This window comes from Pantoea sp. X-Soil-TKNS-1280, from assembly GCF_059730475.1.
The window spans coordinates 258,439-281,509 of sequence record NZ_AP035962.1 but is presented as its reverse complement, the minus strand read 5'-3'; the positions used below and the strand labels follow the sequence as shown (position 1 = coordinate 281,509).

General features: G+C 51.9%; 15 protein-coding genes, 5 tRNA genes and 3 rRNA genes. 1 reads left to right on the top strand and 22 read right to left on the bottom strand.

Annotation, left to right across the window (positions count from 1 at the left end; translation table 11 throughout):
• Positions 1-71: 71 nt before the first annotated feature.
• From rpoB to AC6I8X_RS01240, 12 genes are all read right to left on the bottom strand, one after another.
• Entirely contained in the window at positions 72-4,100 is a 4,029-nt protein-coding gene (gene rpoB, locus AC6I8X_RS01295) for a DNA-directed RNA polymerase subunit beta (protein ID WP_497840429.1), read from the bottom strand.
• 327 nt (positions 4,101-4,427) lie between these two features.
• Positions 4,428-4,790, bottom strand: coding sequence for a 50S ribosomal protein L7/L12 (gene rplL, locus AC6I8X_RS01290; RefSeq protein ID WP_299455316.1), 363 nt, complete (start codon positions 4,788-4,790; stop codon positions 4,428-4,430).
• Between the two features lie 63 nt (positions 4,791-4,853).
• Positions 4,854-5,351 carry a 50S ribosomal protein L10 gene (gene rplJ / locus AC6I8X_RS01285; protein WP_084871753.1) on the bottom strand — a complete coding sequence of 166 codons (498 nt, stop codon included), beginning with the start codon at positions 5,349-5,351 and terminating at the stop codon, positions 4,854-4,856.
• Positions 5,352-5,704: 353 nt separating this feature from the next.
• Complete coding sequence (gene rplA / locus AC6I8X_RS01280) at positions 5,705-6,409, bottom strand: 50S ribosomal protein L1 (RefSeq protein ID WP_084871752.1); 705 nt, start codon at positions 6,407-6,409, stop codon at positions 5,705-5,707.
• Between the two features lie 3 nt (positions 6,410-6,412).
• Positions 6,413-6,841 (bottom strand): 50S ribosomal protein L11, encoded by a 429-nt coding sequence (rplK, locus tag AC6I8X_RS01275; protein ID WP_013507401.1) that lies wholly within the window; start codon positions 6,839-6,841, stop codon positions 6,413-6,415.
• Between the two features lie 145 nt (positions 6,842-6,986).
• Positions 6,987-7,532: a transcription termination/antitermination protein NusG gene (nusG, locus tag AC6I8X_RS01270; RefSeq protein ID WP_013507400.1), complete on the bottom strand. Its 546-nt coding sequence runs from the start codon at positions 7,530-7,532 to the stop codon at positions 6,987-6,989.
• Between the two features lies 1 nt (position 7,533).
• The gene (gene secE / locus AC6I8X_RS01265; protein WP_208713618.1) at positions 7,534-7,917 is read right to left on the bottom strand and encodes a preprotein translocase subunit SecE; all 384 of its coding nucleotides are present in this window, start codon (positions 7,915-7,917) and stop codon (positions 7,534-7,536) included.
• 228 nt (positions 7,918-8,145) lie between these two features.
• Positions 8,146-9,330, bottom strand: a complete 1,185-nt coding sequence (gene tuf / locus AC6I8X_RS01260) for an elongation factor Tu (RefSeq protein ID WP_084877335.1) — start codon at positions 9,328-9,330, stop codon at positions 8,146-8,148.
• Positions 9,331-9,437: 107 nt separating this feature from the next.
• Positions 9,438-9,513, bottom strand: a tRNA-Thr gene (locus AC6I8X_RS01255).
• A gap of 5 nt (positions 9,514-9,518) precedes the next feature.
• Positions 9,519-9,593, bottom strand: a tRNA-Gly gene (locus AC6I8X_RS01250).
• Positions 9,594-9,785: 192 nt separating this feature from the next.
• A tRNA-Tyr gene (locus AC6I8X_RS01245) sits at positions 9,786-9,870 on the bottom strand.
• A 7-nt stretch (positions 9,871-9,877) separates the two neighbouring features.
• Positions 9,878-9,953 (bottom strand) — tRNA-Thr (locus AC6I8X_RS01240).
• Positions 9,954-10,483: 530 nt separating this feature from the next.
• Between AC6I8X_RS01240 and coaA the strand changes: the two genes are divergently transcribed.
• Positions 10,484-11,434 (top strand): type I pantothenate kinase, encoded by a 951-nt coding sequence (coaA, locus tag AC6I8X_RS01235; RefSeq protein ID WP_299455324.1) that lies wholly within the window; start codon positions 10,484-10,486, stop codon positions 11,432-11,434.
• Between the two features lie 81 nt (positions 11,435-11,515).
• On the opposite strand, the gene birA is transcribed toward coaA, so the two are convergent.
• The 10 genes from birA to pepQ all read right to left on the bottom strand — a co-directional run bounded on the left by birA (position 11,516) and on the right by pepQ (position 23,067).
• A complete protein-coding gene (gene birA / locus AC6I8X_RS01230) occupies positions 11,516-12,478 on the bottom strand; it encodes a bifunctional biotin--[acetyl-CoA-carboxylase] ligase/biotin operon repressor BirA (protein WP_313689966.1) in 963 nt (320 codons plus the stop codon).
• Positions 12,475-13,512: a UDP-N-acetylmuramate dehydrogenase gene (gene murB, locus AC6I8X_RS01225; RefSeq protein ID WP_313689964.1), complete on the bottom strand. Its 1,038-nt coding sequence runs from the start codon at positions 13,510-13,512 to the stop codon at positions 12,475-12,477. The genes birA and murB overlap by 4 nt, the downstream gene beginning before the upstream one ends.
• Before the next feature lie 149 nt (positions 13,513-13,661).
• Positions 13,662-13,777, bottom strand: a 5S ribosomal RNA gene (rrf, locus tag AC6I8X_RS01220).
• Positions 13,778-13,882: 105 nt separating this feature from the next.
• A 23S ribosomal RNA gene (locus AC6I8X_RS01215) occupies positions 13,883-16,786 on the bottom strand.
• A gap of 215 nt (positions 16,787-17,001) precedes the next feature.
• Positions 17,002-17,077, bottom strand: a tRNA-Glu gene (locus AC6I8X_RS01210).
• Positions 17,078-17,161: 84 nt separating this feature from the next.
• Positions 17,162-18,703: ribosomal RNA gene (locus AC6I8X_RS01205) — 16S ribosomal RNA — on the bottom strand.
• Together the 16S, 23S and 5S rRNA genes with 1 tRNA gene alongside form the textbook arrangement of a ribosomal RNA operon.
• A gap of 381 nt (positions 18,704-19,084) precedes the next feature.
• A complete protein-coding gene (gene hemG, locus AC6I8X_RS01200) occupies positions 19,085-19,621 on the bottom strand; it encodes a menaquinone-dependent protoporphyrinogen IX dehydrogenase (protein ID WP_497840428.1) in 537 nt (178 codons plus the stop codon).
• Between the two features lie 17 nt (positions 19,622-19,638).
• Positions 19,639-21,090, bottom strand: a complete 1,452-nt coding sequence (gene trkH, locus AC6I8X_RS01195) for a Trk system potassium transporter TrkH (RefSeq protein WP_084871748.1) — start codon at positions 21,088-21,090, stop codon at positions 19,639-19,641.
• Positions 21,091-21,118: 28 nt separating this feature from the next.
• On the bottom strand, positions 21,119-21,736 hold the full coding sequence (locus AC6I8X_RS01190; RefSeq protein ID WP_313683544.1) for an IMPACT family protein: 618 nt from the start codon (positions 21,734-21,736) through the stop codon (positions 21,119-21,121).
• Complete coding sequence (gene pepQ / locus AC6I8X_RS01185; RefSeq protein WP_313683543.1) at positions 21,736-23,067, bottom strand: Xaa-Pro dipeptidase; 1,332 nt, start codon at positions 23,065-23,067, stop codon at positions 21,736-21,738. The genes AC6I8X_RS01190 and pepQ overlap by 1 nt, the downstream gene beginning before the upstream one ends.
• Positions 23,068-23,071 lie beyond the last annotated feature (4 nt).

The window sequence follows — 23,071 nt, the reverse complement described above, 5'->3', positions numbered from 1 at the left end:
CCGTCGGAGTGAGACTCTCAGGGATGTTCGACATCAGCCGAACATCCCATAACCAGTACAAATGCGAGTGCTTACTCGTCTTCCAGCTCGATGTTGATACCCAGCGAGCGAATCTCTTTCAACAGTACGTTGAAGGATTCCGGCATGCCCGGTTCCATCTGATGGTTGCCATCGACGATGTTTTTATACATCTTCGTACGGCCGTTCACGTCATCAGACTTAACGGTCAGCATTTCCTGCAGGGTATAAGCGGCACCGTATGCTTCCAGTGCCCACACTTCCATCTCACCGAAGCGCTGGCCACCGAACTGTGCTTTACCACCCAGCGGCTGCTGAGTCACCAGGCTGTAAGAACCGGTGGAACGGGCGTGCATCTTGTCATCGACCAGGTGGTTCAGTTTCAGCATGTACATGTAGCCAACGGTAACCTGGCGCTCGAACTGCTCGCCGGTACGGCCGTCAAACAGGGTAATCTGACCGGAAGAAGGCAGACCGCCGAGCTGCAGCAGCTCTTTGATTTCGCTTTCTTTCGCGCCGTCAAACACTGGCGTTGCGATCGGCATACCTTTTTTCAGGTTCTCTGCCAGACGCAGCACTTCATCATCGCTGAAAGTGTTCAGGTCAACTTTCTGACGCACGTCAGTGCCCAGATCGTAAGCACGCTGGATAAACTCACGCAGTTTGGCAACTTCTTCCTGCTTCTTCAGCATGGCATTGATTTTCTCACCAATACCTTTCGCTGCCATACCCAGGTGGGTTTCCAGGATCTGACCGATGTTCATACGTGACGGTACGCCCAGCGGGTTCAGAACGATATCGACCGGCGTGCCGTTCTCATCGTAAGGCATATCTTCGATCGGGTTGATCTTGGAGATAACACCTTTGTTCCCGTGACGACCTGCCATCTTGTCACCAGGCTGGATTTGACGTTTAACCGCCAGATACACCTTAACGATTTTCAGCACGCCCGGTGCCAGATCATCGCCCTGGGTGATCTTGCGACGCTTCGCTTCGAGTTTCTTCTCAAACTCGTGCTTCAGCTCGTCATACTGCTCAGCCAGCTGCTCCAGTGCGTTCTGTTTCTCTTCGTCGGTCAGGCCCAGCTCCAGCCAGCGCTCGCGCGGCAGCTTGTCCAGCTTCTCAGCCTCAACACCACCAGAGATCAGTACCGCCTGGATACGACCAAACAGACCAGCTTCGAGGATCTGCAGTTCTTCAGACAGGTCTTTCTTCGCCTGCTTCAGCTGCATTTCTTCGATTTCCAGCGCGCGCTTGTCTTTTTCCACGCCATCGCGGGTGAAGACCTGCACGTCAATAACAGTACCGGAAACGCCATTCGGCACGCGCAGTGACGAATCTTTCACATCAGAGGCTTTTTCACCGAAGATCGCACGCAGCAGTTTCTCTTCTGGCGTCAGCTGGGTTTCACCTTTCGGTGTTACTTTACCCACCAGAATGTCACCACCGGTCACTTCAGCACCGATGTAAACAATGCCGGATTCATCCAGTTTGGAGAGCGCAGCTTCACCCACGTTCGGGATGTCAGCAGTGATCTCTTCTGGCCCCAGTTTGGTGTCACGAGACACACAAGCCAGTTCCTGAATATGGATGGTAGTGAAACGGTCTTCCTGTACTACACGCTCAGAAACAAGGATGGAGTCTTCGAAGTTGTAACCATTCCACGGCATGAACGCTACGCGCATGTTCTGGCCCAGCGCCAGTTCACCGAGGTCGGTAGACGGGCCATCTGCCAGCACGTCGCCGCGCTCAATCGGTTCGCCCAGAGAAACACACGGCATCTGGTTGATACAGGTGTTCTGGTTCGAACGGGTATATTTGGTCAGGTTGTAGATGTCGATGCCGGCTTCGCCCGGGTACATCTCATCTTCGTTAACCTTAATCACGATACGTGATGCATCAACGTACTGGATAGTACCGCCACGTTTGGCTACGGCGGTAACACCGGAGTCAACAGCAACAGCACGTTCCATACCGGTACCAACCAGCGGCTTATCAGCACGCAGAGTCGGAACCGCCTGACGTTGCATGTTTGCACCCATCAATGCACGGTTGGCGTCATCGTGTTCCAGGAACGGGATCAGTGACGCACCAACAGAAACAACCTGCTGGGTCGAAACGTCCATATAGTCAACCTGGTCGCGGCTGAACAGGCTTGATTCGCCTTTGCTACGACAGGTAACCAGATCGTCAACGAATGAACCGTCGTCGTTCAGGTTGGTGTTCGCCTGAGCGATAACGAAGTTACCTTCTTCAATTGCAGAGAGGTAATGGATTTCGTCGCTCACTTTACCGTCAACCACGCGACGATAAGGCGTTTCCAGGAAGCCATACTCGTTGGTCTGTGCGTACACAGACAGCGAGTTGATCAGACCGATGTTCGGACCTTCCGGCGTTTCGATTGGACATACGCGACCGTAGTGAGTCGGGTGTACGTCACGTACTTCGAAGCCAGCACGTTCACGGGTCAGACCGCCTGGGCCGAGGGCAGAAATACGACGCTTATGCGTGATTTCAGACAGCGGGTTGTTCTGGTCCATAAACTGAGACAGCTGGCTGGAACCAAAGAACTCTTTCACTGCCGCAGAAATCGGCTTGGCGTTGATCATATCCTGAGGCATCAGGGTGTCGAGATCGCCCAGGGAAAGACGCTCTTTCACCGCACGCTCTACACGCACCAGGCCAACACGGAACTGGTTTTCTGCCATTTCGCCAACAGAACGGATACGACGGTTGCCGAGGTGGTCGATATCGTCCACTTCGCCTTTACCGTTACGGATATCGATGAGCTTCTTCATCACTTCGATGATGTCGTCTTTGCTCAGGATACCGGAACCTTCGATCTCGTCACGCAGCAGAGAACGGTTGAACTTCATGCGGCCAACCGCAGAAAGATCGTAACGATCTTCAGAGAAGAACAGGTTCTCGAACAGGTTTTCTGCAGCTTCACGCGTCGGCGGCTCACCAGGACGCATCATGCGATAGATCTCAACCAGCGCGCTCAGGCGATCATTGGTTGGGTCAACACGCAGTGTCTCAGAAATGTACGGACCGTGGTCCAGATCGTTGGTGAACAGCGTTTCAATGCGCTTGTGACCGGACTGGCTCAGTTTCGCCAGCAGATCCAGTGACAGCTCCATGTTCGCTGCAACGATCAACTCACCGGTATTGGTGTCGATGTAATCTTTAGCCACCACTTTACCGGCAATGTATTCAACCGGTACTTCGATGTGCTGGATATTGTCTTTTTCCAGCTGGCGGATGTGGCGAGCAGTGATGCGACGACCTTTCTCAACGTAGACGTTGCCGTTGGCTTCGATATCGAAGGAGGCGGTTTCACCACGCAGGCGCTCAGGCACCAGTTCCATCTGCAGTTTGTTGTCGCGGATTTCGAACACCACTTTTTCGAAGAACAGATCAAGAATCTGCTCTGTGGTGTAATGCAGCGCGCGCAGGATGATACTGGCCGGCAGCTTACGGCGACGGTCAATACGGACGAACAGGTTGTCTTTCGGGTCAAACTCGAAATCGAGCCATGAACCGCGGTAAGGGATGATGCGTGCGTTATACAGCACTTTACCGGAAGAGTGCGTTTTACCCTTATCGCTGTCAAAGAAAACGCCAGGACTACGATGCAGCTGAGAAACGATAACACGCTCAGTACCGTTGATTACAAAGGTACCGTTTTCGGTCATGAGCGGAATTTCGCCCATGTAAACTTCTTGTTCTTTAATGTCTTTGACGGTGCCTTCCGGCGCTTCGCGCTCGTAGATCACCAGACGCAGTTTCACGCGCAGCGGTGCAGAAAACGTCACGCCACGGATCTGACATTCTTTTACGTCAAAGACAGGTTCACCCAGACGGTAGCTAACATACTGCAACTCGGAGTTGCCGCTGTAGCTCGCGATCGGGAATACGGAACGGAATGCTGCTTCCAGTCCGTACTGACCTTCTGGATCTTGCTCGATAAACTTCTGGAACGAGTCAAGCTGGATAGAAAGGAGATAAGGTATGTCCAGCACTTGCGGACGTTTACCAAAATCCTTACGAATACGTTTTTTCTCGGTATAGGAGTAAACCATAGGGTTCCTCAGCTAGCTGACAAGTCGACCCACGCTGTCCGTCCTGAAGGACAGTTCATGCAACACTATTTTGTTTCTCATGCGATGCGGGGCATCACATGCAATACATCTTTCTATCACTCTTAAATCATTTCATTGCTTCAGCATGGGCAGGGAACCCGCGCAGGAAAACAGTATATTAAGTCGTCGATAGAAAAAGATATTGAAGAGCACCAATGGACAAATAATGCGAAACCCCATTGCGGCTCTGTAGCGCAAAAAGGCTGGTGACCAAAAAGTCACCAGCCATCAGCCTGAAACTACTCAGACTGCAACCCGAAGGTTGTCTTACTTAACTTCAACTTCAGCGCCAGCTTCTTTCAGCAGTGCTTCGAGAGCAGCAGCGTCATCTTTGCTGATGCCTTCTTTGATCACGCCAGTAGCTTCAACCAGATCTTTGGCTTCTTTCAGGCCCAGACCAGTTGCGGTACGTACAGCTTTGATTACTGCAACTTTGTTCGCACCAGCAGCTTTCAGGTGAACGTCGAATTCAGTTTTCTCTTCAACAGCTTCAGCCGGGCCAGCAGCAACAGCTACAGCAGCAGCAGCAGAAACGCCGAATTTTTCTTCCATAGCAGAAACCAGCTCAACTACTTCCATTACGGACATAGCTGCAACAGCTTCCAGAATTTGGTCTTTAGTGATAGACATAACAATTGTTCCTAAGAATCAGTATAAGTTTATGCGTTAAAGTACGAAGGAAAAGAGCTGGCCTTAAGCCGCTTCTTTTGCATCGCGAACAGCAGCCAGAGTGCGGACCAGTTTGCCAGCAGCGGCTTCTTTCATGGTCGACATCAGACGTGCCAGTGCTTCTTCGTAAGTCGGCAGAGTTGCCAGACGGTCAATATTGGCCGCCGTGATCAGCTCACCTTCAAAGGCTGCAGCTTTGACCTCGAATTTTGCATTCGCTTTCGCGAACTCTTTGAACAGACGAGCAGCAGCGCCCGGGTGTTCCATAGAGTATGCAATCAGGGTCGGACCAACAAACGTGTCTTTCAGGCACTCGAAAGGAGTACCTTCAACGACGCGGCGCAGCAGGGTGTTACGAACAACACGCATGTAAACGCCAGCTTCACGACCTGCTTTACGCAGTTCGGTCATTTTATCAACGGTCACGCCGCGGGAATCCGCAACAACCGCTGACAGCGCGCCTTTGGCTACTTCGCTGACTTCAGCAACAATCGCTTGTTTGTCTTGAAGATTTAATGCCATTAGCTTTTGCTCCTGGATTTGACCAGGGAAGGATTTCCCTGGAACTCACTTCACCTATTTACCCGAAGGCAATAAGCGCTATTACACGGTGAGCAGAATCCAGTGAAGAAAAAAATTCTTTTTGGTTCTGTCACCGTCTACGCAGGGGATTAAGCGTTTCATCCGAAGATGTTGCGCTCCTGCGGTCTTGGACGGAGGCCAGGATAAGGCCTGGCTCCAACCTTAGTGACTGAATTACAAAGGGGTTAACCTTTACTCTCCATTCACTATGAATCTGGGTTCTGAATTGAACGATCAACCAGAACAACGGGCGTAAGATTCTAGATGAATTTTTCGCCCGTTACAAGCAGCAATTAGTTTGCTACTGCGTTCAGACCAGCCTGGTCGATGGCAACGCCAGCGCCCATGGTGGTGGACAGGCTAACTTTCTTGATGTACACGCCTTTCGCCTGAGCAGGTTTTGCTTTTTTCAGCGCAACCAGCAGAGATTCCAGGTTTTCTTTCAGTTTGTCAGTGTCGAAGTCCACTTTACCGATGGTGGTGTGAATGATGCCGTTTTTGTCGTTACGGTAACGAACCTGACCCGCTTTAGCGTTTTTAACCGCTTCAGCAACGTTCGGGGTTACAGTACCCACTTTCGGGTTTGGCATCAGACCGCGCGGGCCCAGAACCTGGCCGAGCTGGCCAACAACGCGCATTGCATCCGGAGAAGCAATAACAACGTCAAAGTTCATTTCGCCTTTTTTGATCTGGTCAGCCAGATCTTCCATACCTACCAGCTCTGCGCCAGCTGCTTTAGCAGCTTCAGCGTTTGCGCCCTGGGTAAATACGGCAACGCGTACTGAACGACCAGTACCGTGCGGCAGTACAGTTGCACCACGTACGTTCTGATCAGATTTACGAGCATCGATGCCGAGGTTAACAGCAACGTCTACGCTCTCTACAAACTTAGCAGTAGCCAGTTCTTTCAGCAGAGCAACAGCTTCGTTGATGTCATACTGTTTGGTCACATCAACTTTGTCACGGATCACGCGCATGCGCTTGGTCAGCTTAGCCATTTCTTAGTCCTCCACTACCAGGCCCATGGAACGAGCAGTACCTTCGATAGAGCGAGTCATCGCTTCTACGTCAGCACCAGTCATGTCCGCAGCTTTGGTTTCTGCGATTTCACGTACCTGAGCACGGGTTACTTTACCGACTTTGTCTTTGTTCGGCTTACCAGAACCAGACTTGATGCCCGCTGCTTTTTTCAGCAGTACGGCAGCCGGAGGTGTTTTGGTAACGAAGGTGAAAGAACGGTCGCTGTATACGGTGATAACAACAGGAGTCGGCAGACCTTTTTCCAGAGATTCGGTCTTCGCGTTAAACGCTTTACAGAATTCCATGATGTTAACGCCCTGCTGACCCAGAGCTGGACCAACCGGTGGGCTCGGGTTAGCCATACCAGCTGCAACCTGCAGCTTGACATAGGCTTGTACTTTCTTAGCCATGATATTTCCTCAATTGGGTTATAGCGCCTGAAAAACAGGCTCCCCGTGATGACAATTCACACGCTGTCGCCAGCGCATAAAAACAAAAGGCGCGAAATTGTAGATAAATTCCGCGCCTGCTGCAACTAGAAAAATGTATAAGGTGTTAGCCTTTTTCCACCTGGCTGAAGTCCAGCTCAACAGGTGTAGCACGACCGAAGATGGAAACAGACACTTTCAGGCGGCTTTTCTCGTAATCCACCTCTTCCACCACGCCGTTGAAGTCGGCAAATGGGCCGTCGTTGACGCGTACCATCTCGCCTGGCTCGAACAGTGTTTTTGGACGCGGCTTATCACCCACCTGTTGCAGGCGGTTCATGATCGCATCCACTTCTTTATCGCTGATCGGCGCCGGACGGTCTGATGTACCACCAATGAAGCCCATAACACGCGGTACGCTACGCACCAGATGCCAGCTGGCATCGTTCATAACCATCTGAACCAGTACGTAACCCGGGAAGAATTTACGCTCGCTTTTGCGACGCTGGCCACCACGGATTTCCACGACTTCTTCAGTCGGCACCATGACTTCGCCAAACAACTCTTCCATATTGTGCAATTTGATGTGCTCACGCAGCGACTGGGCTACGCGGCCTTCGAAACCGGAAAACGCCTGCACGACGTACCAGCGTTTTTTTGGAGCTTCAGACATCTCAGAACCTCAGGCCAGTGATAAACGATACAAGGCGGACAAGAATACCATCCAGTCCCCACAAAATCAGTGACATCACGGCAGTTACCGCGGCAACGATTAACGTGGTGTGCAGCGTTTCCTGGCGAGTCGGCCAAATGACCTTACGCATCTCGGTTCTTGCTTCACGCGCAAACGCAACTGTCGCTTTGCCTTTCGTGGTCAGCAACGCTACGCCGCCTGCCACTGCAATCAGAACCACTACAGCCAGCGCACGCAACGGAAGTGTCACATCGCGGTAGTAGTAATTACCAACAATAGCGACAACCAGTAATACGGCAACAGCCAGCCATTTTACTGTTTCCAGGCCGCGTCCGCTCCCTTGAGCTTCGGTATTCGCACTCATAAACCAACCTGCCACTATAATTCAGAAACTGTTGTGCCCCGCATGGCGAGGCATCCAAACCGAATGAGCTTTTAGAGCGTAACTCGGTATCCTGCACCGCTTAACAGAGCCTGTCTCAGCAATGATTATGACCGAAAATCACTGATGAGCCAGGTTCTATACAACAGCGTGCAAAAAGGGCATCAAATGATGCCCTTTCCGTGTGCATTGCGTCAAATATTATCGAGATTAAGCGATAACTTTAGCAACAACGCCCGCACCAACGGTACGGCCGCCTTCGCGGATTGCGAAGCGCAGACCTTCGTCCATCGCGATCGGGTGAATCAGGGTAACAACCATTTTGATGTTGTCGCCCGGCATTACCATCTCTACGCCTTCCGGCAGTTCTACTGAACCGGTTACGTCAGTTGTACGGAAGTAGAACTGAGGACGGTAGCCTTTGAAGAACGGAGTATGACGGCCGCCTTCATCTTTAGACAGTACGTACACTTCTGATTCGAACTGAGTGTGCGGCTTGATGGTGCCCGGCTTAGCCAGTACCTGACCACGCTGGATGTCTTCACGCTTGATACCGCGCAGCAGAACACCACAGTTTTCACCAGCCTGACCCTGATCCAGCAGTTTGCGGAACATTTCAACGCCAGTACAGGTTGATTTTGCAGTCGCTTTGATACCAACGATTTCAACTTCGTCGCCGACTTTCACGATGCCGCGCTCAACACGACCGGTAACAACGGTACCACGGCCAGAGATTGAGAATACGTCTTCGATCGGCAGCAGGAACGGCAGGTCGATGGCACGAACCGGATCCGGGATGTAAGTATCCAGGTGACCAGCCAGCTCAACGATTTTCGCTTCCCACTCTGCTTCGCCTTCCAGCGCTTTCAGAGCTGAACCACGAACGATCGGGGTGTCGTCGCCCGGGAAGTCGTACTGTGACAGCAGGTCACGTACTTCCATCTCAACCAGTTCCAGCAGTTCTTCGTCATCAACCATGTCACACTTGTTCAGGAACACGATGATGTAAGGAACGCCAACCTGACGACCCAGCAGGATGTGCTCACGGGTCTGCGGCATCGGGCCGTCAGTCGCAGCAACAACCAGGATTGCGCCATCCATCTGAGCAGCACCGGTGATCATGTTTTTCACGTAGTCGGCGTGGCCCGGGCAGTCAACGTGCGCGTAGTGGCGAGTCGGGGTTTCGTACTCAACGTGTGAAGTGTTGATGGTGATACCACGAGCCTTCTCTTCCGGCGCGTTGTCGATCTGGTCAAATGCACGAGCCTGGCCGCCGTAGGTTTTAGCCAGTACGGTGGTGATCGCAGCAGTCAGAGTGGTTTTACCGTGGTCAACGTGACCGATGGTGCCCACGTTTACGTGCAGTTTGTTACGTTGAAATTGCTCTTTAGCCATCGCTTGTCCCTCTAAGACACGGATATATCAAAGATATCGTCACATCAACCAGGCTATGCCTGACTGTTAGTTTTACAGAGAGAGAATCAGGAGAGAGATAAAGGAAGTGGTGCTGATACCCAGAGTCGAACTGGGGACCTCACCCTTACCAAGGGTGCGCTCTACCAACTGAGCCATATCAGCACATCTGGAGCGGGCAGCGGGAATCGAACCCGCATCATCAGCTTGGAAGGCTGAGGTAATAGCCATTATACGATGCCCGCATCCTGGAACTCGGCTACCTGTTCTTTCTGTAGCTTATGAATAATAAAAGAAGACCTTCTATTATTCGAGTCAGTCAGTGTTTCCGACTAACACTTTGACTGCGCCAATGCTCAGTCTGAATTCGAAGGTGAGAGAGTTTAACTCACCCATCAGACGGTGACTTCATCTGACGCTCAACCAGGAGGTTGAGATGGTGGTGGGAGAAGGATTCGAACCTTCGAAGTCTGTGACGGCAGATTTACAGTCTGCTCCCTTTGGCCGCTCGGGAATCCCACCTACTTGATGGTGCCGGCTACCGGAATCGAACTGGTGACCTACTGATTACAAGTCAGTTGCTCTACCAACTGAGCTAAGCCGGCATCAAGTGACGCGCATTCTAGGAAGAGCCGATGCAGGATGCAACAAAAAAATTGCCAAAATTGCACTATCGCTTACTATTTGTGCAAATCCTCGCAAATCAATCATAAAATGCAGCAATTTTGTCCAGTGGTGCTGCTTTTTTACCCGCGCCTCGCCTCAACTTTTGCCTGCCTTTTCTCATAATGGCTCGACAATTCTGAGACGAGTGCCCTTCCATCATATTATTTTACTCAATGGCACCACCTTACTCCGCTAACACCTGGCGCTTAAACAAATTCATATGCCTGCCAGTCAGCTCCCCATAAACTCCTGTGACAACCTACTGAGCGACAAGAAAAATGCGGGCGCGATTACGAAAGCGTGCTTGCGTTTATCATTTTACTTCTTTTTAAAGTCACACTGGTGTTACCCTCCTGCCCATTGTTCTCGTTAAATTACCCCTGTGACGTGCAACTGAGTTCGACACATCGCTGTATGCCTGATGCTGCAAGGTGTAGATGAGCCAGAATTTGCGGTCAGATGCATGCTTATGAGTAAAAAAACGACGCCACTCACAACACCCTATTTGCAGTTCAACCGTCAGCAATGGGCAGCCTTGCGTGACTCTGTGCCAATGACGCTGGCTGAGGGTGAAATTGACCGATTGCGCGGCATTAACGAAGACCTTTCGCTGGAAGAGGTCGCCGAGATTTATTTGCCGCTGTCGCGCCTGTTAAATTTCTACATCAGTTCTAATCTGCGGCGTCAGGCCGTACTTGAGCAATTTCTTGGGACTAATGCCCAAAAAATTCCTTACATCATCAGTATCGCGGGTAGTGTGGCAGTAGGAAAAAGTACCACTGCGCGTGTACTGCAGGCGTTACTCAGCCGCTGGCCTGAGCATCGCAAAGTAGAGTTGATCACCACCGATGGCTTTCTGCATCCCAATGCGGTGTTGAAAGAACGTGGGTTGATGAAGAAGAAAGGTTTCCCGCAGTCCTATGACATGCACCGTCTGGTCAATTTTGTTTCCGACCTAAAATCCGGAGCCAGCCAGGTTACAGCACCGGTTTACTCGCATCTGATTTATGATGTTATTCCGGATGGCGATAAAGTTGTGCAGCAACCTGATATCCTGATTCTCGAAGGTTTAAACGTGCTGCAAAGTGGTATGGATTATCCACACGACCCTCATCACGTCTTTGTTTCAGATTTTGTCGACTTTTCTATATATGTCGATGCCCCCGAAGACCTGCTTGAAAGTTGGTATATCAACCGATTCCTGAAATTCAGAGAAGGGGCATTCAGCGATCCTGATTCTTATTTCCATCATTATTCGCAACTTCCAGAAGAAGAAGCTGTGAATATTGCGCGCGGGCTGTGGAAAGAAATCAACTGGCTGAATTTAAAAGAAAATATATTACCTACACGTGAGCGTGCCAGCCTGATCATGACCAAGTCAGCCGATCATGCCGTGCAACATGTACGTTTAAGGAAATAAATAATAAATGTTACTGCCCTGGATTTTTCAGGGCAGCAATACTGTAAATGAAAAAATCACAGCCATATATTAGTCTGGTGGTTAATTATCTGGTCGTAATGAAATTTCCCCACCAACCCATGCCTTAGTTTCCCCATCCTGCTCCAGCAGCAAGCCGCCTTGCTTATCCACGCCACGCGCAATGCCATAAACTTCACGGTCACCAATTAACAATTTGACCGGACGATTAATGAAGTTATCGAGCATATCCCAACGTTCAATAAAGGGAGCCAGGCCGTCACGCTCAAACAATGGTAAAGCTTCGCGTAAACGATTAATCAATGTTGCGGCCAGCTGATTACGATCGATGTCGATGCCCGCTTCCTGCAAATTAATCCAACCCTGGTTAATTTGTGATGCGCCTTCGGAACGCATCGCGAGGTTAATTCCTGCGCCAATTACAATCTGGGCTGCATCGCCGGTTTTACCGGTAAGTTCAACCAGGATACCAGCCAGCTTTCGATCGTGCAGATAGAGATCGTTGGGCCATTTAACCCGTACATCGTTCGCGCCAAGGGACTGAATAACTTCCGCCATCACGATACCGATGACCAGGCTCAACCCCATTGCAGCGGCTGGTCCCTGCTCCAGACGCCAGTACATCGACATATACAGGTTGGCACCAAAGGGTGAAAACCATTGTCTGCCACGACGTCCACGTCCTGCCTGTTGATACTCCGCAATACAAGCATCACCCGATATCAACTGATCCATACGCTCCAGCAGATATTGGTTCGTCGAATCAATTACCGGGATCACAGACAAATTAGGTTGATTCAGCCGCGATACAATTTCTTCTTCATTCAGCAACTGAATGGGGGCTGGCAGGCTGTATCCTTTACCCGTCACGGTATAAACATCCAGTCCCCAGCTCTTCAACGTTTGAACATGTTTGTTGATTGCGGCCCGGCTCATACCCAGAACTTCGCCCAGTTGCTCCCCCGAATGAAATTCTCCATCTGCGAGTAAAGCGACCAATTTTAGCGGTACACTATGGTCTTTCATGAAATCACCTCTACGGCGTTACGTTCACCCTGCGCATCGATAAAGCGAACTTCCGGCTCCAGCCAGACATTGAATTTCTCACCGACGTGGTTTCTCACCTCGCGAGCCAACTGAACGATATCCTGAGGTGTTGCCTGATTTTCATTAATCAGCACCAGTGCCTGCTGGCGATGCACTGCAGCACCGCCCACTTGATGCCCCTTCAGCTGACATTGATCGATCAGCCAACCGGCAGCAAGTTTCACTTCACCTTCAGGTTGGGGATAGAGCGGGATCGTTGGCCATTGGGCACACAATGCTGCGGCCTGAGTGGCGGTGATCAGTGGATTTTTAAAGAAGCTTCCCACATTTCCTGTTATCCGGGGATCAGGAAGCTTGCTCTGACGCATCTGGCAGACAGCATTAAATACATCCCACGCGCTGGCTGTTGCCGGATTAAGCCGTGCCAAATCACCATAACTCAGCACTGGCTGCCATTGCTTAGGCAGACGTAATCCTACTGCGACGATGACATAGTCATTCTTCATCGCATGTTTGAAAATACTGTCACGATAGCCAAACTCGCACTCTTCGCGATACAGCCGAACCGTCTGGCGGGTGGGTAGATGTATGGCTTCAACATAGTGGCAGATATCTTTAAATTCGATACCATACGCACCAATATTTTGAATTGGAGCCGAGCCAGCCATACCCGGTATCAAGGCGAGATTCTCCAGACCAGGAATGCCTTTCTTTAAAGTTTGCTCAACCAATTCATGCCAGTTTTCTCCCGCTCCAACATGCAGTTGCCATGCTTCGGAATGTTCTTCTATGGCTATGCCTTTGATTGTATTGATCACCACAGTACCGTTGAAGTCTTCGAGAAACAGTACATTGCTGCCACCACCAAGTATCATAAAAGGCTGTTTCTGAGCGGTACTGCCTTGCCAGGCTTCTATGATGGCTTCTGCAGTATTGGCAATAACGATATTTCTCGCACTGACCTCAAGGCCAAGTGTATTGAAAGCTTTAAGAGAAGTGTTGGGGCTGGACATTTCACGGCCTTAACTGATTAATCTGGCCGTAGTTTACCTGATCAGATTGTTACGAGTGGGATGTTTTCGTGTTTTTCACTGCTCAGAGGCTGATCTGCGGACGTAAAAAAGCCCTGAACTTTCGTTCAGGGCTTCTTCACTTGATTGATGCCTGGCAGTTCCCTACTCTCGCATGGGGAGACCCCACACTACCATCGGCGCTACGGCGTTTCACTTCTGAGTTCGGCATGGGGTCAGGTGGGACCACCGCGCTACAGCCGCCAGGCAAATTCTGTTTATCCGCACCGCCCTCGCAGGCCGCACGAATCAATCCGTTCGAACAATGCTGAAAATCTTCTCTGGTCTCTCACCAAAACGCCTCTGGCGTTGTAAGGTTAAGCCTCACGGGTCATTAGTACCGGTTAGCTCAATGCATCGCTGCACTTACACATCCGGCCTATCAACGTCGTCGTCTTCAACGTCCCTTCAGGACTCTCAAGGAGTCAGGGAGAACTCATCTCGGGGCAAGTTTCGTGCTTAGATGCTTTCAGCACTTATCTTTTCCGCACTTAGCTACCGGGCAATGCCATTGGCATGACAACCCGAACACCAGTGGTGCGTTCACTCCGGTCCTCTCGTACTAGGAGCAACCCCCCTCAATTCTCCAGCGCCCACGGCAGATAGGGACCGAACTGTCTCACGACGTTCTAAACCCAGCTCGCGTACCACTTTAAACGGCGAACAGCCGTACCCTTGGGACCTACTTCAGCCCCAGGATGTGATGAGCCGACATCGAGGTGCCAAACACCGCCGTCGATATGAACTCTTGGGCGGTATCAGCCTGTTATCCCCGGAGTACCTTTTATCCGTTGAGCGATGGCCCTTCCATTCAGAACCACCGGATCACTATGACCTGCTTTCGCACCTGCTCGAGCCGTCACTCTCGCAGTCAAGCTGGCTTATGCCATTGCACTAACCTCCTGATGTCCGACCAGGATTAGCCAACCTTCGTGCTCCTCCGTTACGCTTTGGGAGGAGACCGCCCCAGTCAAACTACCCACCAGACACTGTCCGCAGCCCGGATTACGGGCCTACGTTAGAACATCAAACATTAAAGGGTGGTATTTCAAGGTCGGCTCCACGCAGACTGGCGTCCACGCTTCAAAGCCTCCCACCTATCCTACACATCAAGGCTCAATGTTCAGTGTCAAGCTATAGTAAAGGTTCACGGGGTCTTTCCGTCTTGCCGCGGGTACACTGCATCTTCACAGCGATTTCAATTTCACTGAGTCTCGGGTGGAGACAGCCTGGCCATCATTACGCCATTCGTGCAGGTCGGAACTTACCCGACAAGGAATTTCGCTACCTTAGGACCGTTATAGTTACGGCCGCCGTTTACCGGGGCTTCGATCAAGAGCTTCTCCTTACGGATAACCCCATCAATTAACCTTCCGGCACCGGGCAGGCGTCACACCGTATACGTCCACTTTCGTGTTTGCACAGTGCTGTGTTTTTAATAAACAGTTGCAGCCAGCTGGTATCTTCGACTGGCTTCAGCTCCGGGAGCAAGTCCCTTCACCTAATGCCAGCGTGCCTTCTCCCGAAGTTACGGCACCATTTTGCCTAGTTCCTTCACCCGAGTTCTCTCAAGCGCCTTGGTATTCTCTACCTGACCACCTGTGTCGGTTTGGGGTACGATTTCGTGTTACCTGGAGCTTAGAGGCTTTTCCTGGAAGCAGGGCATCAGTTACTTCACCACCGTAGTGGCTCGTCATCACGCCTCAGTGTTAAAGAAGACCGGATTTGCCTGGTCTTCACACCTACACGCTTAAACCGGGACAACCGTCGCCCGGATAACCTAGCCTTCTCCGTCCCCCCTTCGCAGTAACACCAAGTACAGGAATATTAACCTGTTTCCCATCGACTACGCTTTTCAGCCTCGCCTTAGGGGTCGACTCACCCTGCCCCGATTAACGTTGGACAGGAACCCTTGGTCTTCCGGCGAGCGGGCTTTTCACCCGCTTTATCGTTACTTATGTCAGCATTCGCACTTCTGATACCTCCAGCAGACCTCACAGTCCACCTTCAGCGGCTTACAGAACGCTCCCCTACCCAACAACACATAGTGTCGCTGCCGCAGCTTCGGTGCATGGTTTAGCCCCGTTACATCTTCCGCGCAGGCCGACTCGACCAGTGAGCTATTACGCTTTCTTTAAATGATGGCTGCTTCTAAGCCAACATCCTGGCTGTCTGTGCCTTCCCACATCGTTTCCCACTTAACCATGACTTTGGGACCTTAGCTGGCGGTCTGGGTTGTTTCCCTCTTCACGACGGACGTTAGCACCCGCCGTGTGTCTCCCGTGATAACATTCTCCGGTATTCGCAGTTTGCATCGGGTTGGTAAGCCGGGATGGCCCCCTAGCCGAAACAGTGCTCTACCCCCGGAGATGAGTTCACGAGGCGCTACCTAAATAGCTTTCGGGGAGAACCAGCTATCTCCCGGTTTGATTGGCCTTTCACCCCCAGCCACAGGTCATCCGCTAATTTTTCAACATTAGTCGGTTCGGTCCTCCAGTTAGTGTTACCCAACCTTCAACCTGCCCATGGCTAGATCACCGGGTTTCGGGTCTATACCCTGCAACTTAACGCCCGGTTAAGACTCGGTTTCCCTTCGGCTCCCCTATACGGTTAACCTTGCTACAGAATATAAGTCGCTGACCCATTATACAAAAGGTACGCAGTCACACCCCGAAGGATGCTCCCACTGCTTGTACGTACACGGTTTCAGGTTCTGTTTCACTCCCCTCGCCGGGGTTCTTTTCGCCTTTCCCTCACGGTACTGGTTCACTATCGGTCAGTCAGGAGTATTTAGCCTTGGAGGATGGTCCCCCCATATTCAGACAGGATACCACGTGTCCCGCCCTACTCGTCGGACTCACAATCTGTGCATTTTCGTGTACGGGGCTGTCACCCTGTATCGCGCGACTTTCCAGACGCTTCCACTAACACACAAACTGATTCAGGTCCTGGGCTGTTCCCCGTTCGCTCGCCGCTACTGGGGGAATCTCGGTTGATTTCTTTTCCTCGGGGTACTTAGATGTTTCAGTTCCCCCGGTTCGCCTCGTTAACCTATGTATTCAGTTAACGATAGTGCACAAGTGCACTGGGTTTCCCCATTCGGACATCGCCGGCTGTTGCGGTTCATATCACCTTGCCGGCGCTTTTCGCAGATTAGCACGTCCTTCATCGCCTCTGACTGCCAGGGCATCCACCGTGTACGCTTAGTCGCTTAACCTCACAACCCACAGGCGTTTTGCAACGCTTATGAATCGTAAGCTTTTGAGAGACTCGAACGCGTCGCTTTCATTTCTTATTACGGAGAAATGACACAACGCGTCGTTTCAAATTTTCAGCTTGTTCCGGATTGTTAAAGAGCAAATACTTCGCAGCATGCTGAATCAGCATACTCTGAAGTATCGTGGGTAACGCCTTTCACTCATTACCAGCAAGTGGCGTCCCCTAGGGGATTCGAACCCCTGTTACCGCCGTGAAAGGGCGGTGTCCTGGGCCTCTAGACGAAGGGGACACAGGGGTGTCGTCGTCAAGACGGCTTGCTCATGACTTTTATCAGACAATCTGTGTGAGCACTTCGCGGGAAAGTATCTTCAGGTAAGGAGGTGATCCAACCGCAGGTTCCCCTACGGTTACCTTGTTACGACTTCACCCCAGTCATGAATCACAAAGTGGTAAGCGCCCTCCCGAAGGTTAAGCTACCTACTTCTTTTGCAACCCACTCCCATGGTGTGACGGGCGGTGTGTACAAGGCCCGGGAACGTATTCACCGTAGCATTCTGATCTACGATTACTAGCGATTCCGACTTCATGGAGTCGAGTTGCAGACTCCAATCCGGACTACGACGCACTTTATGAGGTCCGCTTGCTCTCGCGAGGTCGCTTCTCTTTGTATGCGCCATTGTAGCACGTGTGTAGCCCTGGCCGTAAGGGCCATGATGACTTGACGTCATCCCCACCTTCCTCCGGTTTATCACCGGCAGTCTCCTTTGAGTTCCCGACCGAATCGCTGGCAACAAAGGATAAGGGTTGCGCTCGTTGCGGGACTTAACCCAACATTTCACAACACGAGCTGACGACAGCCATGCAGCACCTGTCTCACGGTTCCCGAAGGCACTAAGGCATCTCTGCCAAATTCCGTGGATGTCAAGGCCAGGTAAGGTTCTTCGCGTTGCATCGAATTAAACCACATGCTCCACCGCTTGTGCGGGCCCCCGTCAATTCATTTGAGTTTTAACCTTGCGGCCGTACTCCCCAGGCGGTCGACTTAACGCGTTAGCTCCGGAAGCCACGCCTCAAGGGCACAACCTCCAAGTCGACATCGTTTACGGCGTGGACTACCAGGGTATCTAATCCTGTTTGCTCCCCACGCTTTCGCACCTGAGCGTCAGTCTTCGTCCAGGGGGCCGCCTTCGCCACCGGTATTCCTCCAGATCTCTACGCATTTCACCGCTACACCTGGAATTCTACCCCCCTCTACGAGACTCTAGCCTGCCAGTTTCGAATGCAGTTCCCAGGTTAAGCCCGGGGATTTCACATCCGACTTGACAGACCGCCTGCGTGCGCTTTACGCCCAGTAATTCCGATTAACGCTTGCACCCTCCGTATTACCGCGGCTGCTGGCACGGAGTTAGCCGGTGCTTCTTCTGCGGGTAACGTCAATCGGTGAGGTTATTAACCTCACCGCCTTCCTCCCCGCTGAAAGTACTTTACAACCCGAAGGCCTTCTTCATACACGCGGCATGGCTGCATCAGGCTTGCGCCCATTGTGCAATATTCCCCACTGCTGCCTCCCGTAGGAGTCTGGACCGTGTCTCAGTTCCAGTGTGGCTGGTCATCCTCTCAGACCAGCTAGGGATCGTCGCCTAGGTGAGCCGTTACCCCACCTACTAGCTAATCCCATCTGGGTTCATCCGATGGTGTGAGGCCCGAAGGTCCCCCACTTTGGTCTTGCGACGTTATGCGGTATTAGCTACCGTTTCCAGTAGTTATCCCCCTCCATCGGGCAGATCCCCAGACATTACTCACCCGTCCGCCACTCGTCACCCAAGGAGCAAGCTCCTCTGTGCTACCGTTCGACTTGCATGTGTTAGGCCTGCCGCCAGCGTTCAATCTGAGCCATGATCAAACTCTTCAATTTAAGTTTGATGCTCAAAGAATTAAACTTCGTAATGAATTACGTGTTCACTCTTGAGACTTGATATTTTTTAAGTCCGTAGACTTTTGATATCAATCCTGCGAGTGCCCACACAGATTGTCTGATAAATTGTTAAAGAGCAGTGCGAGCAGCGGGTTAACCGTCTGTCGCGAGGTGGCGTATATTACGCTTTCCTCCTTCAGAGTCAATCACTTTTTTCAGCGATTTTCTCTGGCGGGATGAATCACTTCGTCCCTCGCTGACCGTCTGCGTTGCCGCTTTGCCGTGTCAGTGGAGGCGCATTATAGGGAGATAATTCTGAGTGACAAGCGTTTATTGCAAAAAAATTATCGTTCGACCTAAATTTCACCAAAACGCTCTATTTCACAACGTTTTGCCTGGTAATTGCGCAAAATCCCGGGCAAAAAGAGCGACTTTCTGCCAGTCGGTATACTCCACTTCTTTCGATGTATCGGTTTCGCCACCCGTCATACGCATAATCAACTGAATCATCACGCGATCGAACCAGCGATAGTGCGGATAACGTAGCGCCCCGGCAAACACCGCACAGCAATCAGGTTGCCAGGGTGACTGTGTCAGAAACTTGTGGGTATAGACATTGGTTTCCGGCGTGCATTTATCCGCTTTACGCGCCGTCAGGTTCACACTGAAGAAACCACTGGCACGCTGTTGCAGCTGCGTCAGATGCGTCGTGACAAATTTCATTAAAGCAGGATGAAAATGACCATAGCGGATTGATGCACCGATCAGCACGCGATCATACTGCGCCCAGTCGAGGGAAGTGCTCTGCTGCACATCAATCACATCACACAGCTGCTGGGGTGCCAGGGTTTGCGCAATGCGTCCGGCAATTTTTTGGGTTTGCCCGTCACGGCTGGAGTAAACAATCAACGCTTTCATCACACAATCCTGCTTTATCATTCGCGCCAGAAGGTTGGGGTAAAGAGAACCAATAAGGTAAACACCTCAAGACGACCAAATAGCATGGTCGAAATCAAAATCCACTTCGCCACATCATTCATAGAAGCAAAGTTATCGGCCACCACGCCAAGGCCCGGTCCGAGGTTGTTGAGGGTTGCGGCGACAGCAGCAAAGGCGGAAAAGTCATCCACGCCGGTAGCGATAATCGCCAGCATGCTGACAAGGAACACCAGCGCATAAGCGGAGAAGAATCCCCATACCGCTTCCAGAATGCGTTCCGGTAGAGCACGGTTACCTAACTTAATAGTGTAAACCGCATTCGGATGGACGAGGCGCTTCAGCTCACGCGAACCTTGTTTACATAACAGAAGAATACGGATGACCTTCAGACCGCCGCCGGTAGAACCCGCGCAACCACCAATAAAGGCGGAGCACAGCAGCAGTACCGGCAGGAATAACGGCCAGCGGGCAATGCTATCGGTAGTAAACCCGGCAGTGGTCGCCATGGAGACCACCTGGAAAAAGGCCTGATTCAGCGTTTGCAGGCCACTGGAATAGACATCGTGGAACCACAATACCACCGTGCAGATCACCACCAGCGTCAGTTGCACGCCGATAAACATCCGGAACTCCGGATCACGCCAGTACACTTTCAGACTACGCCCGCTCAGTAAAGAGAAGTGCAAGCCATAGTTACAGCCGGAGATCAGCAGAAATACCGCGATGATGGTGTTAATGGTCGGGCTATTGAAGTAACCGATGCTGGCATCATGGGTAGAGAAGCCACCGATAGCGATGGTGGAAAAACTATGGCCGATGGCATCAAACACCGGCATTCCCGCCAGCCACAACGCTACGGCACAGGCTACGGTGAGTAACACATAGATCAGCCACAATGTTTTGGCCGTTTCCGCGATGCGTGGGCGCATTTTGTTATCTTTCAGCGGTCCCGGCATTTCAGCGCGGTACAGCTGCATCCCCCCTACCCCAAGAATTGGCAGGATCGCCACCGCCAGCACGATAATCCCCATCCCCCCGAGCCATTGCAGCATCTGACGATAGAAAAGAATCGCTTTCGGCAGTGAATCCAATCCCACCAGCGTTGTCGCTCCGGTGGTGGTCAATCCTGAAAAGGATTCGAAGAAGGCATCGGTCACCGACAAATGCGGCTGCTCGGCAAACATAAACGGCATCGCCCCCACGCTGCCCAGCACGGTCCAGAACAGCACCACGATCAGAAACCCTTCGCGTGGCTTCAGTTCCGTTTTCTGCTTGCGATTGGGCCACCACAACAATGAGCCAATCACCAGCGCCATCATAAAGGTCTGACTGAACGCCCGTCCGGCACCGTCACGATAAATCAGGGCCACCAGACCGGGCACGATCATGGTCACTGAGAACAGAATCACCAGCAGGCCCACAATGCGGGTAATGGCGCGAAAATGCATTCAGCCGTTTCCTTTCAAAGAGATATTCTTAGTTTTCCAGCGGGATGAGCGTCAGCACGCCCCGACTGTAGTCAGAGAGGTTTTGCCGAAAGCCTTCGATCTGGCTATGCGGTAATGCCAGTTGCAGCGTAATGCGATCCAGATAATGGCTCTCTTCCACTCTGCCGTCAAAGCGCAGCAGCAGACGTTCAATATCACTGAACTGGGCATATTCGCATTGCAGAGTAAAAGATTGCATCGGCACTTTACGGCAACGTGTCAGCTGCTTTAAACCCTGCTGGACACCGCCGCCATAGGCTTTCACCAGCCCACCCGTACCAAGCATAATGCCGCCATAGTAACGCACCACAACAGCGGTAATTTCACCGACACCGCTCCCCATCAGCTGCGCCAGCATCGGTTTTCCCGCCGTGCCCGAGGGTTCACCATCATCAGAAAAGCCAAGCTGCTGTGAATCATCCGGCGCACCGGCTACCCATGCCCAGCAGTGATGGCGGGCCGTGGGATGTTCAGCTTTAATCTGCTGCACAAAAGCACGCGCCGCTTCTACGCCGTCGGTATGCGCCAGCAGCGTAATAAAGCGGCTTTTCTTGATGGTTTCCTCGCTGAGACTCACAGCCTCAGCGGGAATATCATAAGCATTCATCAGGCCAGATGCAGATCGCGCGTCATGTTTTCAATCCGGTTGGCATGGATCACCACATTATCCTCAATGCGAATCCCGCCATAAGGTTTCAACGCATCAATCGCCTGCCAGTCAAAGTGCTGGCTATATTTGCCGCTGCGCAGCGACGACAGCAGGGAATCGATAATGTAGAAACCCGGTTCGATGGTCATCACCATGCCTGGCTCCAGTACTCTGGTGCAACGCAGATACGGATATTGCGCCGGAGCGGCCAGGTGCGTACCGTTATCATCCTGCATAAAGCCAGCGACGTCGTGTACCTGCAGACCGAGCGGGTGACCCAGACCATGCGGCATGAACGGACCGGTTAAATCTTCCGCCACCAGCGTTTCTTCGCTCAGCCCTTTCACCAGGTCAAACTTCAGCAGCATGCGCGCAATGCGCTGATGCATCTGCAGATGGTAATCGGTATAGCGCACGCCCGCCTTGAGGGTCGCGATCAACGCCAGTTCCTCTTTATTCATCGCCTCAACCATTTCCGCATAGCGCGATTTCGCCTGTGCGGCATAGCTGCGGGTCAAATCGGCCGCATAGCCCAGATATTCCGCCCCGGCATCGATCAAAAAGCTATGACGTTTCGCCGGTGGTTGATGATCCAGTTTGGTGTAATGCAACACGGCGGCATGTTCATTCAGCGCGATGATGTTGCCGTAAGGCACATCGATATCACGGTGGCCGGTCGCGCTCAGGTAGGCGATATTGATATCGAACTCGCTCATGCCAGAGAAGAAGGCTTCTTTGGCGGCACGGTGTCCCGCCACCGCCAGCTTCTGCGCTTCACGCATACAAGCCAGTTCATAATCGGTTTTGATGCTGCGGTGGTAATGCAGGAAATCGATCACCCCTTTGGGGTTGATGCTGTCGGCTTTGATCCCCAGCTGCGTGGCGCGCGCTGGCACCGGCCCGATGTAAGCCACATTATCGCGCTGAGCTGGCAGCAGTTGCCCAATCTCATCGGCGTTTTTCAGGCCGATAACGTCAACGTCCCCGGTCCAGAAGCTATTGGGCAGCGGCTCCACGTTATGCCAGTAATCCACCGGTGAATAAAACCACAGCTTCGGTTTATTCACGCCGTCGATCCATAACCAGCAGTTCGGCACCTGCGTGACCGGTACCCAGGCTTTGAATTGCGGATTCACTTTGAACGGATAGTCATGATCGTCGAGAAACACGGTCAGCAACTCGCCAGAATGAATCAGCATGGCATCAAGTTTAAAACGCGCCAGCACCTGCTGCGCACGCTGTTGCAGCGTGTTGATATGCGCGTGATACAGGGTCTTCAGTGAATCCATGGAC

Bases quoted from the DNA above. Each gene is read 5' to 3' on its own strand.
- rpoB (WP_497840429.1), bottom strand. From the start codon at position 4,100: ATGGTTTACTCCTATACCGAGAAAAAACGTATTCGTAAGGATTTTGGT.
- rplL (WP_299455316.1), bottom strand. From the start codon at position 4,790: ATGTCTATCACTAAAGACCAAATTCTGGAAGCTGTTGCAGCTATGTCC.
- rplJ (WP_084871753.1), bottom strand. From the start codon at position 5,351: ATGGCATTAAATCTTCAAGACAAACAAGCGATTGTTGCTGAAGTCAGC.
- rplA (WP_084871752.1), bottom strand. From the start codon at position 6,409: ATGGCTAAGCTGACCAAGCGCATGCGCGTGATCCGTGACAAAGTTGAT.
- rplK (WP_013507401.1), bottom strand. From the start codon at position 6,841: ATGGCTAAGAAAGTACAAGCCTATGTCAAGCTGCAGGTTGCAGCTGGT.
- nusG (WP_013507400.1), bottom strand. From the start codon at position 7,532: ATGTCTGAAGCTCCAAAAAAACGCTGGTACGTCGTGCAGGCGTTTTCC.
- secE (WP_208713618.1), bottom strand. From the start codon at position 7,917: ATGAGTGCGAATACCGAAGCTCAAGGGAGCGGACGCGGCCTGGAAACA.
- tuf (WP_084877335.1), bottom strand. From the start codon at position 9,330: ATGGCTAAAGAGCAATTTCAACGTAACAAACTGCACGTAAACGTGGGC.
- coaA (WP_299455324.1), top strand. From the start codon at position 10,484: ATGAGTAAAAAAACGACGCCACTCACAACACCCTATTTGCAGTTCAAC.
- birA (WP_313689966.1), bottom strand. From the start codon at position 12,478: ATGAAAGACCATAGTGTACCGCTAAAATTGGTCGCTTTACTCGCAGAT.
- murB (WP_313689964.1), bottom strand. From the start codon at position 13,512: ATGTCCAGCCCCAACACTTCTCTTAAAGCTTTCAATACACTTGGCCTT.
- hemG (WP_497840428.1), bottom strand. From the start codon at position 19,621: ATGAAAGCGTTGATTGTTTACTCCAGCCGTGACGGGCAAACCCAAAAA.
- trkH (WP_084871748.1), bottom strand. From the start codon at position 21,090: ATGCATTTTCGCGCCATTACCCGCATTGTGGGCCTGCTGGTGATTCTG.
- AC6I8X_RS01190 (WP_313683544.1), bottom strand. From the start codon at position 21,736: ATGAATGCTTATGATATTCCCGCTGAGGCTGTGAGTCTCAGCGAGGAA.
- pepQ (WP_313683543.1), bottom strand. From the start codon at position 23,067: ATGGATTCACTGAAGACCCTGTATCACGCGCATATCAACACGCTGCAA.